At 36.5% G+C, this 14,166-nt stretch carries 8 protein-coding genes; 1 reads left to right on the forward strand and 7 read right to left on the reverse strand.

The window, feature by feature from the left end; translation table 11 throughout:
* From BUE24_RS10680 to BUE24_RS10690, 3 genes are read right to left on the reverse strand one after another with little or no spacing between them, the layout of a single operon-like run.
* The gene (locus BUE24_RS10680; protein ID WP_073316009.1) at positions 1-1,695 is read right to left on the reverse strand and encodes a DUF6909 family protein; all 1,695 of its coding nucleotides are present in this window, start codon (positions 1,693-1,695) and stop codon (positions 1-3) included.
* A 23-nt stretch (positions 1,696-1,718) separates the two neighbouring features.
* Positions 1,719-3,218 carry a GH3 auxin-responsive promoter family protein gene (locus BUE24_RS10685; RefSeq protein ID WP_073316010.1) on the reverse strand — a complete coding sequence of 500 codons (1,500 nt, stop codon included), beginning with the start codon at positions 3,216-3,218 and terminating at the stop codon, positions 1,719-1,721.
* A gap of 5 nt (positions 3,219-3,223) precedes the next feature.
* Entirely contained in the window at positions 3,224-4,093 is an 870-nt protein-coding gene (locus BUE24_RS10690) for a M23 family metallopeptidase (protein WP_073316011.1), read from the reverse strand.
* Positions 4,094-4,328: 235 nt separating this feature from the next.
* On the opposite strand from BUE24_RS10690, the gene BUE24_RS10695 reads away from it, so the two are divergent.
* Positions 4,329-4,517, forward strand: a complete 189-nt coding sequence (locus tag BUE24_RS10695; protein ID WP_073316012.1) for a twin-arginine translocase TatA/TatE family subunit — start codon at positions 4,329-4,331, stop codon at positions 4,515-4,517.
* A gap of 66 nt (positions 4,518-4,583) precedes the next feature.
* On the opposite strand, the gene BUE24_RS10700 is transcribed toward BUE24_RS10695, so the two are convergent.
* The 4 genes from BUE24_RS10700 to BUE24_RS10715 all read right to left on the reverse strand — a co-directional run bounded on the left by BUE24_RS10700 (position 4,584) and on the right by BUE24_RS10715 (position 14,143).
* Complete coding sequence (locus BUE24_RS10700) at positions 4,584-6,710, reverse strand: Tex family protein (protein ID WP_073316013.1); 2,127 nt, start codon at positions 6,708-6,710, stop codon at positions 4,584-4,586.
* 42 nt (positions 6,711-6,752) lie between these two features.
* Positions 6,753-9,143, reverse strand: coding sequence for a hypothetical protein (locus BUE24_RS10705; RefSeq protein WP_139241972.1), 2,391 nt, complete (start codon positions 9,141-9,143; stop codon positions 6,753-6,755).
* A gap of 85 nt (positions 9,144-9,228) precedes the next feature.
* On the reverse strand, positions 9,229-11,679 hold the full coding sequence (locus BUE24_RS10710) for a hypothetical protein (protein WP_073316015.1): 2,451 nt from the start codon (positions 11,677-11,679) through the stop codon (positions 9,229-9,231).
* A 58-nt stretch (positions 11,680-11,737) separates the two neighbouring features.
* Positions 11,738-14,143 carry a hypothetical protein gene (locus BUE24_RS10715; protein WP_073316016.1) on the reverse strand — a complete coding sequence of 802 codons (2,406 nt, stop codon included), beginning with the start codon at positions 14,141-14,143 and terminating at the stop codon, positions 11,738-11,740.
* Positions 14,144-14,166: the final 23 nt, after the last annotated feature.

Genomic DNA, 14,166 nt, shown 5'->3' on the forward strand with positions numbered 1-14,166 from the left:
TTATCGTTCGTTAAATATTTGTTCTATAATTTTTTCGGTGATTAGATAAGTAGGTTTTACTCCTGTGGTTCCTAATCCTCCTGAAGCCAATGTACTTCCCGTCTCTAGTGGGTTATCAGAAGCATAATAAGCATATCTTACTTTAACTTTTGGGCTAATACTACTTCGTAATCGAGAAGCAGATTGAATGGCTTTTTGATAATGTGCTCCTTCCATTTCCAGACCAATCACATTCCAGGTAGAATCGTGGAAAAACTTCAGAATATCTCTGTTCTGCAGTGAAGTACCCAAAACAGTGATCATTGCGCCATCATAGATATCAATCCCTTGACCTTCTAAATCTTTTTTGTTCAGCTGATTTTTGAATGGATAATTATCGGCTGTACCTTCAAAAACATGAGCAGAAGGGATCATGATATCTCCTTTTCCTCCTTCAAGAATACCAGCTTTCCCCATAATTGAAATCGATTTCACATTCATTCGAATTTTGTTCCCATCGAGATTAGCATAAGGTTTTAGTAATTCGTCCATAGTCTCATACGCCTGTTCTCCAAATGCATAATCCATTACTATAATTACCGGTTTTTCTTTGTCCTCTTTGTTGACTATAAGATCTCCATACGCTCCATCACCATACTTTGCCGTATCAAAAACTTGTACATTGATATTGGCACCACTTTGATCATCGATAAAAGTCATTCCTTTTTGTAAGGCCAACTTCTCTACTCTCTTTCTAAGTTTGTCGTTGGCATCATCGCTCAACGACTCATAAATATCAAAGGTACTCTTGTTCTTTAGTTCATTTTTTAAGGCCAAAGGTGCATATAATGTATTCATTACACTATGCATATTGGCACTAATAATATGAATCGGACGATCAAATAGATCTAGTTCTTCTAGTTTACTTTTGATAGTATTGGCCCAGATCTCTCCATGAATATGGTGTCCTAAACGTTCCCTAAGTACAGGACTAAAAGTCACGATTCTTTTCTTGTCCTCTACATACTCTTCGATAGCAAGTTTCCCTAACCAATAAATGATATGTAGAAAACGTTCTTTATTCTCCGGACAGGAAAAGCTATCATAAATAGAATTGGCCTCTTCAAAAGTTCTACCTAGAATATTTGCCGTATGTGTTAACGCAACTTCCTTTTGGGCCTTGGTCAATTCTTTCTTAGACAATACAGCATTTTCTAATTTTTGCCAATCTCTGGTTACATTACCCTCTTCGTTAATCACCACACGATTCATGATCTTATGCGACTCGATAAACAAAAAGGTAAGATGCGTAAGGATATCATAGATTTCGGATCGACCACGGGTAATCTCAATATTCATTTGCTCTTCGTCGATACGATAGCAATTTCTTCTTCTCTTTGGAGGGACAATAACTTTAAAATGAGAGTTTTTATATCCTTCGTCACTGGTAAGATTGATGTAGCGACACTCTTCTATCCCTATTGGTAATCGATCGATCACATATAGTAATCCGTTGAGCTCTACTTTTTCTTCGGCTACAGAACCATAAATCTCCGGTCGTAAGGTGAGTAGTGCTTCCCTCAAGGTATCTCCGGACACTCCCATCGGTTTGTAAAAACCCCTGTTAAACAAATGACGCATAGTAATATACATGCGTTCTATTGCACTAGAGCTTTCTTGTGCTCTTGTTCTTCCTTGTAATATTAAGTTTGCCATATGTTTTTCGCAACAAATATAGTCTATTTGTCAATCATAACAGAAAGGGCATCTGCAATATTTCTATCATTCGACAATCTCGGAAGTTTATTTTGTCCACCTAACTTTCCGATCGATTTCATATAGTTTTTAAATCCCTCATTAGGAACCACAGTAATTTTTAGTGTTTTCAGGATCTTTCCTTCTATCAAATCGTCGTAGTAGGTGTTTTGATTTCTAAGGGACTTATCTATCGCTAATGCCAATGCGTCTATGTCTTTTGGTAGTTCTTTAAACTCAATAAACCATTCGTGGTACGGTAATTCATTATCTTCAGGATTTACTTGCGGAGCCACTGTAAAGTCATTGATCATGGCACCTACTTCTTCAACGCCTTCTCTCAATGCCTGATCCACTTCTTTACCAATTACATGTTCTCCAAAGGCCGAGATAAAGTGTTTGATCCGTCCAGATACAACTACTCGATAAGGGTTTGTATTGGTAAACATCACCGTATCCCCGATATTATAAGCCCACAATCCTGCACTTGTAGAAACCAACATCACATAATTTACTCCCGTTTCGACTTCACCAATAGTTAACCTCCTAGGATTTTCATCAAAAAACTCATCCGCTTTTACAAACTCATAAAACATCCCCGAATCCAATTGCAAAAGCATACCTTTTTCATCCTGACGGTCCTGAAACGCAAAAAATCCTTCAGAGGCAGGGTATAATTCGATCCCTGCGACTTTTCTTCCTATCAAATTTTCAAAGGTTTTACGATAAGGCTCAAAGTTTACTCCTCCATAGATGAACAATTCAAAACCTTTAAAAAGCTCACCAATAGTTTTGTTGGTTCGTTGCTGTAGTCTTTCAAAATACATCTGTACCCAGGGTGGTATCCCACTAATGATACTCATGTTTTGATCTATAGTCTCCTCTACGATGGCTTCTACCTTTTGCTCCCAATCTTCGATACAGTTGGTTTCCCAACTCGGCATTCTGTTTTTCTGAAGATACTGTGGAACGTAGTGTGCAACGATACCTGAAAGTCGTCCTAATTTCACTCCATTTTTTTCGCTGAGTTCTGGACTTCCTTGTAGAAAGATCATTTTACCATCTACAAAACCTGCCTTTCCGCTTTCTTCAATATAACACAAAATCGCATTTCGAGCGGCATTGATATGTGTTGGCATTGAGGCTTTGGTTAGTGGAATATATTTGGCTCCACTTGTGGTTCCCGAAGTCTTTGCAAAATATAGCGGTTTTCCTGGCCATAAAATATCAGATTCACCTTCTACTACCCGATCCACATACGGTCTTAACGCTTCATAATCTCGAATTGGAACTTGCTTTGCAAAATCGGCATAGGTTTTAATATTTCTGAAATCATGATCCTGACCAAAGGCAGTATTTTGAGCTGTTTTTATCAAATCCCGAAATACACGTTCCTGTGTACCTACCGGATCCGAAGCCCACTTATTAATTTTTTTACGAATACGTTTTGCGAAAATCTTAGCGCCTAATGCTTTTAACGACATACTTATTATTCAAAATCGACAAAGTTTGTAGGATCTGTTGGGTATCCATCCCTCCACAATTCAAAATGCAAATGAGGTCCTGTAGAAAGTTCTCCTGTAGAGCCTGCTGTTGCAATCACTTCTCCCGCTTTGACCTGTTCTCCTTGTTGTTTGGTCAAAGAAGCGTTGTGTTTATATACGGTAAGCAGATTATTAGCATGTTTCAAAATAATGACATACCCCGTTTCCGCCGTCCATTCTGAGAAGATTACCGTGCCGGCAGAAGCTGCTTGTATTGGAGTATCTTTGGGAACAGCCACATCCACTCCATAGTGCTTTTGGGTAACATCATAACCAGAAGTTATATTTCCTTTTACAGGAGAAAACAAGGAAAAATCAGAATTTGATTTTTCATTTTCGAACAAGCTGTACTTATCTTCTTTGGATACTTCTTCACGAAGTCTCATGTCTTGATCCGAGGGACTTAAGTCTATTTCTTCCAGATTTACCTTCTGAGATTGTACTGCAGAATCCAAATCAAATTCTACGGTTTTTACATCACCGGTAAGTACCTTTTTTATAGAATTGTAGTATTGCTGATTCACAACTATTCTTGACTCCAACGAATCCGTTGTTGCTACCAACCGAGTGGCTTTAAGATTTAATGAAGTAGACGAATATCCGGGAATATATTCTCTTAAGGGAGTAAAAGCAATCAAGAATGTAGTTCCCGACACCAAGAGAATCCCGGTAATGGTCACCATAACAAAAACATTAAGCCTATTCAGCTTAAAAGATATGCGCTCTTCAAAAGTATCCTCATTAAGAATTACCAAGCGATACTTGTTAAGCAGCTTCTTCGTAATTCTTTTTTGTTCCTTTTTCTTTTTTGCCATAAGTGAAAAGCAAATATACATATTCTACGAATACCAAAAATACAACGTTTAAAGGGATATTAATAGTCTATGCGTTCCATTAATTTTATGCTAAAATTGATTTTTTGAGGATCACGATCATTTATAGGTTTTTATAAAGTGATATATGAATCTTTAAGATCGTTCGTTAAAGATTATATAAATGATGACGGATTCATCATTTCTTGCTAACTTTGTATTCTAATTTATTAAGATCATGATGACATCAAGTATATTTTTAGGAATGATTGGTCCCTGGCAAATCGCTTTAATTGTAGTGATTGTGTTGTTATTATTTGGAGGAAAGAAAATTCCAGAATTGATGAGAGGATTAGGAAGTGGAATTAAAGAATTTAAAGACGCTTCAAAAGAAGATGAGGACCCTAAAATTGATGAGAAAAATTAATTTTTAAATCAATATATAAATAAAGCCCGGTATTTCCGGGCTTTATTTATTTGTATACTTTTCTAATTAATCAATAAGCGATAGTTGTATTCTTTTGCGCTGCAAGTCGATATCCATCACGGTCACCATTAGGTGTTGATTTAATTGCACAACGCTATTGACATCGCTGATATATTCGTTTGCAAGTTTTGAGATGTGAATCAAACCACTTTCTTTGATTCCAATATCTACAAAACAACCAAAGTTGGTAATATTATTTACGATACCAGGTAGTTTCATCCCACTTTTCAGGTCTTCTATCGTTTTTACATTGGGATCAAATTCAAAGACGGCTGCTTTCTTTCTTGGGTCTACTCCAGGTTTTTCTAGTTCTTTTACAATATCATTAAGTGTAGGTAAACCTACCTCATCAGTGATATAGTTTTGCAACTTGATCTTTGCGATAGCGGGTTTGTTTCCAATCAATTCTGCGAGTGGTACACCTGCCTCCTTTGCCATTTTTGACACCAACTGATATCGCTCTGGGTGCACCGCAGAATTATCAAGTGGATGTGTAGGACTGGTAATTCTAAGAAATGCGGCAGCTTGTTCAAAAGCTTTACCTCCTAACCTGGGTACCTTTTTCAATTCTTCTCTGGATTGCAGTGCTCCATTTTCTGAACGATAAGATACAATGTTCTCAGCCAATTTTTCCCCAATTCCTGAAACATAACTTAGCAAAGGAACACTCGCCGTATTTACGTTAATACCGACGCTGTTTACACAACTCATCACCACGGTATCCAATTCATTTTTTAGTTTAGTTTGGTCTACATCATGTTGATACTGCCCTACACCAATCGCCTTGGGATCGATCTTTACCAATTCTGCCAAAGGGTCTGCCAAACGTCTACCTATGGATACTGCTCCCCGAACGGTAACATCATAATTTGGGAATTCTGCCCTGGCAATTTTTGATGCCGAATATACCGACGCTCCGCTTTCGTTAACCATAAACACCTGCATCGATTGATCAAAAGGTATCTTTTTGATAAACGCTTCAGTTTCTCGAGCAGCCGTACCATTACCAATACCTATTGCTTCTACCTTGTAGGCATTTGCCAACGATTTTATTTTCTTAATCCCTCCCGTGACATCTCGTTGCGGTGGGTGTGGGTATATGTTTTCGTTATGTAACAAATCACCTTGCTCATCAAGACAAACTACTTTACAACCTGATTTGAACCCCGGATCGATAGCCAAAATCCTCTTTTGACCCAAGGGTGAGGCCAACAATAATTGCTTTAGGTTTTGAGCAAACACTTTGATGGCATTATCATCTGCTTTTTCTTTGGCTTGATTAAGCACTTCGGTAGAGAGCGCCGGAGTCAATAACCTCTTATACGCATCAGAAATGGCAAGAAACATTTGGTCGGTACATGCCTCAACATTGGTTTTGATCATCACACCATCAATGATATCTAAGGCATCATCTTCGAGTACTTCGATTTTTACGCGAACCACTTTCTCATTTTCTGCTCGCAAAATAGCCAACAATCGATGCGAAGGACATTTGTGCAACGGTTCTTGCCAATCAAAATACTGCTGATATTTTTGTGCTTCCTGATCTTCTTTTTTGGTTTTGATTACCGTCGACTTTATACTGGCTTTTCTTTGATAGAGTCTACGCAATCTATTCCTTACTTTTTCATCTTCATTAATCCATTCTGCAATAATATCTCTCGCACCTTGAAGGGCTTCTTCTTCGGTAGGAATCGTATCATTAAGGTATTGAGAAGCAACAAAAAGGAGTTCTTCTTCCTTTTGTTGCAGGATTACTTTGGCCAAAGGTTCCAGTCCCTGTTCTTTGGCAACGGTAGCTTTAGTTTTTCGCTTTTTCTTATAAGGCAGATATAAATCTTCTACCTGAGTAAGGGTATCTGCCGTTTGAATTTTTTTCTCAAGTTCTGGAGTTAGTGCCCCCTGTTCTTTGATCGTACTCAGTACGCTTTCTTTTCTTTTTTCTAAAGCTTCGAAAGCTGTTTTATATTTTACAATCTCACCAATGGCTACCTCATCCAAATCACCTGTCATTTCTTTACGATATCTAGAAATGAAAGGAACAGTAGCTCCTTCATCCAAAAGTTTAACCGTATTGGTGATTTGCTTTTCAGAAACAGGAATATGTTTAGCGATATAAGAAACTGTGTTCATCAATTTGTGTTTTTTTGAATCGCTAAATATATTACAAAATGTCTAATTCGGATTTATGTTTTTTAAGATATGCTGTTTCGAGATTAAACTTCCGTCTGAAGCCATTCCTTCTACAAAAAACTGAATGTTCTCTAGTCCAGTGTCTGGGATTTTAAATCTTCCGGTTCCCGATCTATCAAATTGCAGATTAGGTTGCCAATGTATAGCGCCATAATCAACAAAGAGTGGATCCAAATAATTTGAATACCCAGGATTATAATATTCTTTTGTAGGTTCAAAACCTCTTTTCGCCACATAATATGAAGATACTTTATCCACTCCTTCTGGTTTTTTAAAATACTCTAAAGGTTCTCTTCTAGTATATATGCGTATGGATCCTGCTAATCCTCTTCCTCCTACGCCATATCCAATTTGATCCATATAAATTCTTTCTACATCTATCAAATTGTATCCCCATAAAATTCCAAAGTCTTCATAAGGAATATCATCGATAAACAGAATAGGCGAAACTGGTCCTCTTACACTTACTGGTCTTCGTGCTCTTATGAATACGTTTGATGGGTTATCACGAAATACAATAAACTTTTTTGTGGATTCGATATAATCCAAAACGCTAAAATGCATGAATACCAACTCTTTTGTAATTTCTACAGAATTCTGCAGAAAGTACTTTGGAATTCGGCTTCGTTCCCGAATGTGCTTTTTTGTTTTTCCCTGGATCACAACCTCTTCAAGAAGTTCTACCTCATCACTAAAAAACTCTTGCGGGATTTGGATATTGGGTAATCCTAATTCTTCTGTATTCATACTCAAAGAAACGCTTTGAGAAAATGATTTTTTAAACCGATTGGATTGTAATTGTAAATACATACCATTCTTAACAAAACTTCCGTCTGGCATGACTGCTGCTACTCTGATTTTTTCATTTTTTTCAGGGAAAAAGTTATCAATTTGAAAGCTATTATCTTCCTTCAAATCGATAATCCTGGACCCGCTGTTTTTGGTAGGAAAGATATACGCTTGACGAATATCCTCTTTTACATTTTGAAATTTTCCTACCACCTTAAATCCTTGATTGAATTCATATTGTGGTATGGAATTATAATTAAATATATTATTCCAGCTGTATTTGCTCCAACCCTGCGTGATTAACAACAAATCCAAATCATATCTTTTTTTCCTATCCACTTGGTGAAAGTAGTATTTGGAATTCTCCACATATCCTTTTAAATAAGGTTTTAACCATAATGCAGATCGAATATCATCTTCTGGATTATAAGATTTGGTATTTGTAGGCAATACTGAAACGCTCATATCAAAATTAAGTTTAGGGTCTGTAGAAGTTGATATGGCAATAGTTAATGAGTCATTTTCTCGGGATTCGACAACCAGATTAAAATTATCATTGTACTCCTGGGTTTTTATTTCATTATAAACCAATCGTTCCAATATTGGTGTATTGTCCTGAAAAAGTGTAATAGTATTGACTCCTGAATATAGTTTGGCACGATCAATTGCTACTTCTTTTTTGGTTTGATTGGACATAAATTTTACCTTCACTTTTTTCGATTGATGATTTTGCCGAATCATTAATTCATAATCTTTCTTTACGATTTCTTTAAGTGTATTGGGATTTGTATTGAATTCTATTGCCAAATATTCTTCAAAAAGATTATTTAGGGTCATTGCTATCCCTTTGCTCTTTGCCTTAGGAAGCAATGTTTCTATTGCTCGTTTATTAAATGCTATTCGTGCCCTATATCGAACACCTTGCCTAGGTGTTATACAAAACTTACCTATTCCAAATGCATTAGAACTAAATGTGGTGATCGTCTTACCTTGGTCATCAACAATACTACCCTCTGTGAAAGCCACACTTCTTCCTGTTGTATTGATCAATTTAAAACCAACGGTGTTTTTAGTATCTGCCACCAAATGCCCCCCTTCAGGAAGCAGCTGAAAGTCGTATTGTATCTTCTTTGTTGTCTCATCTTTTGCAACTCCATTAATAATGTTGATCCTTTTGGTATAAGATTCGTCTTCCAAGAAATTGTTCATCCAATTGGTAGAAACCCTTAAATAATAAGTTCCACTTGTCAATGTCGAATCCACTTTTATATTGCCTTTCATACTTCCTTCGTATCCTAAAAAAAGGCCATCGTACACTTCCTTTCCTTGTTCATCAAATAGTTCTACATTGAAGTTTGTGGTATTAAAAGAAGGTCGTTGGCTTTGTTGGTCATAAGCGTATCCTTTGAACCAAATTTCTTCACCAGCAAGATAAGTGTCTTTATTAAGATGCAGATAGAGTGTTTCTCTGGGAAACTCAAAATAAGAAGCATTGGCTTGCTCTGGAGTAATCTTTACCTCATTTTGAGCGAGCATAGTATTTGAAAGAAAAAGTAAAACAAAAAGGCGTAAAAGATGATTCATATATAGTGAGTATTAAAGTTAGTTACCAATTATTATCTCGTGTTCAAATATTTTGAAGCATTCAAACACGATATTCTTATTAAGTTTAGTTCCCCTTTGCTTTATTTACAATCTGAGTTTTAGAAATTAAAGTGCCATCTCCCAGCATTCCCTCGATGTGTAAGGTTATTTCATCAAGGCCTGTATTTGGGATTTTGAATATGGCTAGTCCATTTTCGTCAAATGCTAACTTGGGGTGCCAAGAAATCGTTCCATAATTCACAAAAAACGGATCGGTATAGGTAATGTATCCGGGATTATAAAACTCTTTTACGGGTTCAAACCCTTTTTTAAATTCGTATTCTAGATAATCCTGATTTGGTGTTCGTGTTCGAAGTAATGGGAATCGTCTGGTGTAAATACGTATCGAACCTCCTCGTCCTCCTCTAGAACCAGCACCATAGTTCGTTCTATCCATATAGATTCTATCCACATCTTGCGTTCTATAATCCCATAGGATACCATAATCTGATAATAAAACATCATCCAAATAAACAGCCACAGGTTTGGGTTGATCTTCCTCCTCGGGATCAGGAAGTGCTAGTTGTCCACTGCCACTAGTAGAACCTATCGAACTAACAACAGCACCACCAATAGGAAGTATTGATATATCGGTTGGACTTTGATTGAACACTCTAAACTTTCCCGTTGACCTGATATAATCTAATATTGAAAAGTACTGCTCGGCTTTCTCTAAAGTTATTTTTGTCGAATTCAAATGAAAATACTTCGGAATGCTTATTCGACTTGTTTTCTTTAACTCCTTTTGGCTACTCCCTTTTAACTGTACTGCCTCCAATTCTTGGATATTGTAAGTAAAATTATACGGTACTACTACCTTGTTCTGTATTCTTTGTTCAGATTGTCTTTCTGAAATTGGAGATATGTTGACAAAAGGTCGATTGATTCTTTCGGATTGTACCTGAAGATAAGCTCCTGATTTTTTAAAACTTCCCTTAGCCATAATCCCAGAAATTTTAAGTTTCTCTCCTTTTTGTGGGAAAAAATGCGCTACCTCAAAAGTGTTGTCTTGATTCACCTGCACTAACTTGGCTCCATTATTAATCGACGGATAAAAATATACCTTATCGACCTTGATCTTTTTCTTGTTTTGAATCTTACCAGTAATCTTAAAACCTTGATTGAAATTATAGCGAACCTCTGGAGTGTGCTTAAAAATATTTTCCCAGGTATATTTACTCCACCCTTGAGAGATCAATAGTACATCCAGATCATATATTTTATCACGATCAATATTGGTAAAATAATGCTTCGCATTTTCTATATATCCCTTAAGGTAGGGTTGTAGTAACATTGCAGACCGTATATTATCTTGATGTTCATATGCTTTGGTCTCTGACGGCAATACAGAAACACTAAGATCATAGGCAGCATATGTATTTGGTGCTTGCACTGCTATAGATACAGAATCTGATGAGCTGGTATTTCTCACAATAGTAATCTTGTCCTCTTTGGCATCGACAGGATTAAAAATCAATCGTTCCAAAACAGGTGTATTCTCTTTGAAAAGGGTTATGGTGTTCACTCCTGTATACAAATCCGAACGTGGAATAGAAATCGTTTTCTCTAGTTCTTTTGGTTTGAAATATATTTTCATCTTTTTTGAAAGATGATTCTTTCGGATGAGTACCATATAATTGCTAAACACTAATTCTTTTATAGTTGCCTCATTAGTATTAAACTGCATGACTACCTCATTTTCCAAAAGGTTATTAATGCTCAAACTAACACCTTTATCATGAATCTCTGGGAATGCTGCTTCAACTTCATGTCCATCTTTAAGTCTAATGAATGCCCGATATTGTTTACCTGGTACTGGAGTGATGTTGAATTTACCCAATCCTAAAGTATTCGAAGAAAAGGTAGTCACTTCATTACCCAACTCATCTTGAACTACACCTTGATCAAACCCAACACCATACCCTTGATCATTAATTAATTTGAAACCTATAGTGTTGAATGTATTGTACACTACATGCCCACTTTCAGGAAGTAGTTGGAAATCATAGCTTTCTATTTTCTTTGGAGTTTGTGCAGGAAGTTCATCCTTGATGATACGTATCTTTTTGGTGTACGTCTCATCTTCTATAAAATTATGCATCCAATGGGTAGATGCTCTTATGTAGTAGGTGCCACTATTCCAGTTAGAATCTACAAGAATATTCCCTCGAAAACTACCATTGTTTCCCATAAAAACTCCATCATAGACTTCATTTCCCTGTTCGTCAAAAATTTCAACCTCAAAATTAGTGGTATTTAACGAAGGTAAATTGTTTTTTTGATCATAGGCGTAACCTTTAAACCAGATTTCTTCTCCAGTAATATAGGTGCTCTTATTGACATGAAGATATAGTGTCTCTCTAGGGATATTAAAATAAGAAGCATTGGCTTGTTCTACTGTAATGTCCTGATTTTGTGAAAAAACAGGGAATACAGAGAGTAATAGGGTGAACAACCCAAACAGATAGCTTTTCATATGTTTTCTATGAATTAGATGTAGTTAGTTACTTAGATTATAAATGTTGTATTGGGAGTTATTTTATCTTGTGTGTTTTAGAAATCAAGCTACCATCGCTCATCATTCCCTCCAGGTGCAAGGTTATATTTTCTAAGCCTGTATTGGGGATCTTAAACACAGCCGTGCCTGTATTATCAAAATGCAATCTGGGTTGCCAGTGTATAGCTCCATAATTCACAAAAAAAGGATCTTTATAATTGGTATATCCAGGGTTGTAAAATTCTTTGGTAGGCTCAAAACCTTTGGTAAACTCATATTCCAGATAGTTCTTATCTCCATCATGGGTTCTTACTAATGGATATCTTCGTGTATATAACCTAATCGTTGGTCCTGCTCCTCTTGCACCTGCACCATACCCAATAAAATCAGTATATATTCTATCCACATCTGCGGTTCTCAAATCCCATAAAATTCCCAAGTCCGCAAGTAGAAAATCATCCAAATAAACATTTACACCTGTTCCAACTCCAATAGGTGGTGCCTGACCAACTGGTAAACTTATAGTAGTTCCTCTTCTAGTAAGAATACGTACAAATGAAGCATTGTCTCTTTGCACATTAAATTTTCCTGTGGATTGAATATAATCTAATATTGAATAATACTGCTCTGCTTTCTCTAGCGTAATCTTTTTAGAATTCAACTCAAAGAATTTTGGGATTTGTATGCTACTTGTTCTTTCCAATTCCTTTTGGCTACTTCCTTTTAGCTCTACAGTCTCCAGCTCTTGTACATCACTCAAAAAATTATAGGGTACTACTACCTTATTTTGGATCTTTTGGGTATACTGTTTGTCTGCTACAGGAAAAGTATTGAAAAATGGTCGGTGTATCCGGTCAGATTGCACCTGCAGATATAGTCCTGATTTCTTAAAATCTCCCTTGGTTTTAATCCCTGAGATTCTTAGTTTTTCTCCTTTTTGCGGGAAGAAATTATCGATTTCAAAAGTATTATCTTGATTTACCTCAACAAGTTTTGCCCCATTATTGATCGTTGGATATAGATATACATTATCCACTTCTTCTCTTTTCCTGTCCTGAATCTTACCTGTAATTCTGAAGCCTTGATTAAAGTTATATTTAACTTTTGGACTGCTATTAAAGATGTTTTTCCATTTGTATTTACTCCATCCTTGGGTAATCAGTAACAAATCCAGATCGTATATCTTATCTCTGTCAACATTGGTAAAATATCGCTTCTCGTTTTCTATAAAACCTTTTATGTACGGTCTTAGCAACATTGCCGAATGAATATTATCTGTATGCGCATAGGCTTTGGTCTCCGATGGTAATACAGAAACACTAAGATCATACGCATGGTCCCAACTGGGTGCCGCAACTTCTACCATCAAAGAATCCGTTGTTGTGCTGTAAGTACTTACTTTGATCCCATCATCTTGTATATTGATCGGGTTAAATACCAGACGTTCCAAAACAGGCATATCTTCTTTAAAAAGGGTCAATATGTTCATTCCTTCATATAAGTCTGAACGTTTTATCGACAGTTTCTTTTTCAACTCCTTCGCCTTAAAGCGAACTTTTACCTTTTTAGAGAGATGATCATTTCTAATAAGTATTGCATAGTTGTCCTTTATGAGTTCCTTTATAGTAGCAGTATTCGTATTGAGCTCTACCGCGAGTTCCTCATCAATTAAATTATTAATGCTTATACTAACTCCTTTCTTTTCAATTTGTGGAAATTTCCCTTCAATTTCACGACCATCTTTAAGTTTGATAAGCGCTCGATAGGTCTTACCCAACCTAGGTGCAATATTGAACTTACCTAGACCTAATGCATTTGATGAAAAGGTAGTCACCTCATTACCCAGCTCATCCTGAATCACACCACGATCAAAGGTAATACCATATCCCTGGTCATTGATGAGTTTGAAACCGATGGTGTTAAAGGTGTTCGCAACTACATGCCCTCCTTCAGGAAGTAATTGAAAGTCATATTGAGTGTTTTCTGAAGTTACCACCTCTGGTAGCTCGTCCTTGATGATGCGTATCTTTTTGGTGTACGTTTCATCCTCGACAAAATTGTGCATCCAATGGGTAGAGGTTCTCATAAAATACGTACCACTACTCCAGGTAGAATCTACTTTTATATTCCCTTGAAAGCTGCCATTGCTGCCTATAAAGACCCCATCATAGACCTCATTACCTTGTTCATCAAAAATCTCGACTTCAAAATTGGTGGTATTGATAGAAGGAAGGTTATTTTGCCGATCATAGGCATATCCTTTAAACCAAATCTCCTCGCCAGTAACATAGGTGCTCTTGTTAACATGAAGATATAAGGTTTCTCGGGGAACTTCAAAATAAGAAGCATTGGCTTCTTCTACAGTAACAATATCTCCGCCTTGTGCAAAAACGGGGAGTGAAATAAACAGTAAGGCCAAAAATTGAAATAGATGGTTTTTCATACGCTTTTTATGAATTAGATAAG

The organism is Aquimarina spongiae (genome assembly GCF_900141785.1).
GTDB lineage: Bacteria > Bacteroidota > Bacteroidia > Flavobacteriales > Flavobacteriaceae > Aquimarina > Aquimarina spongiae.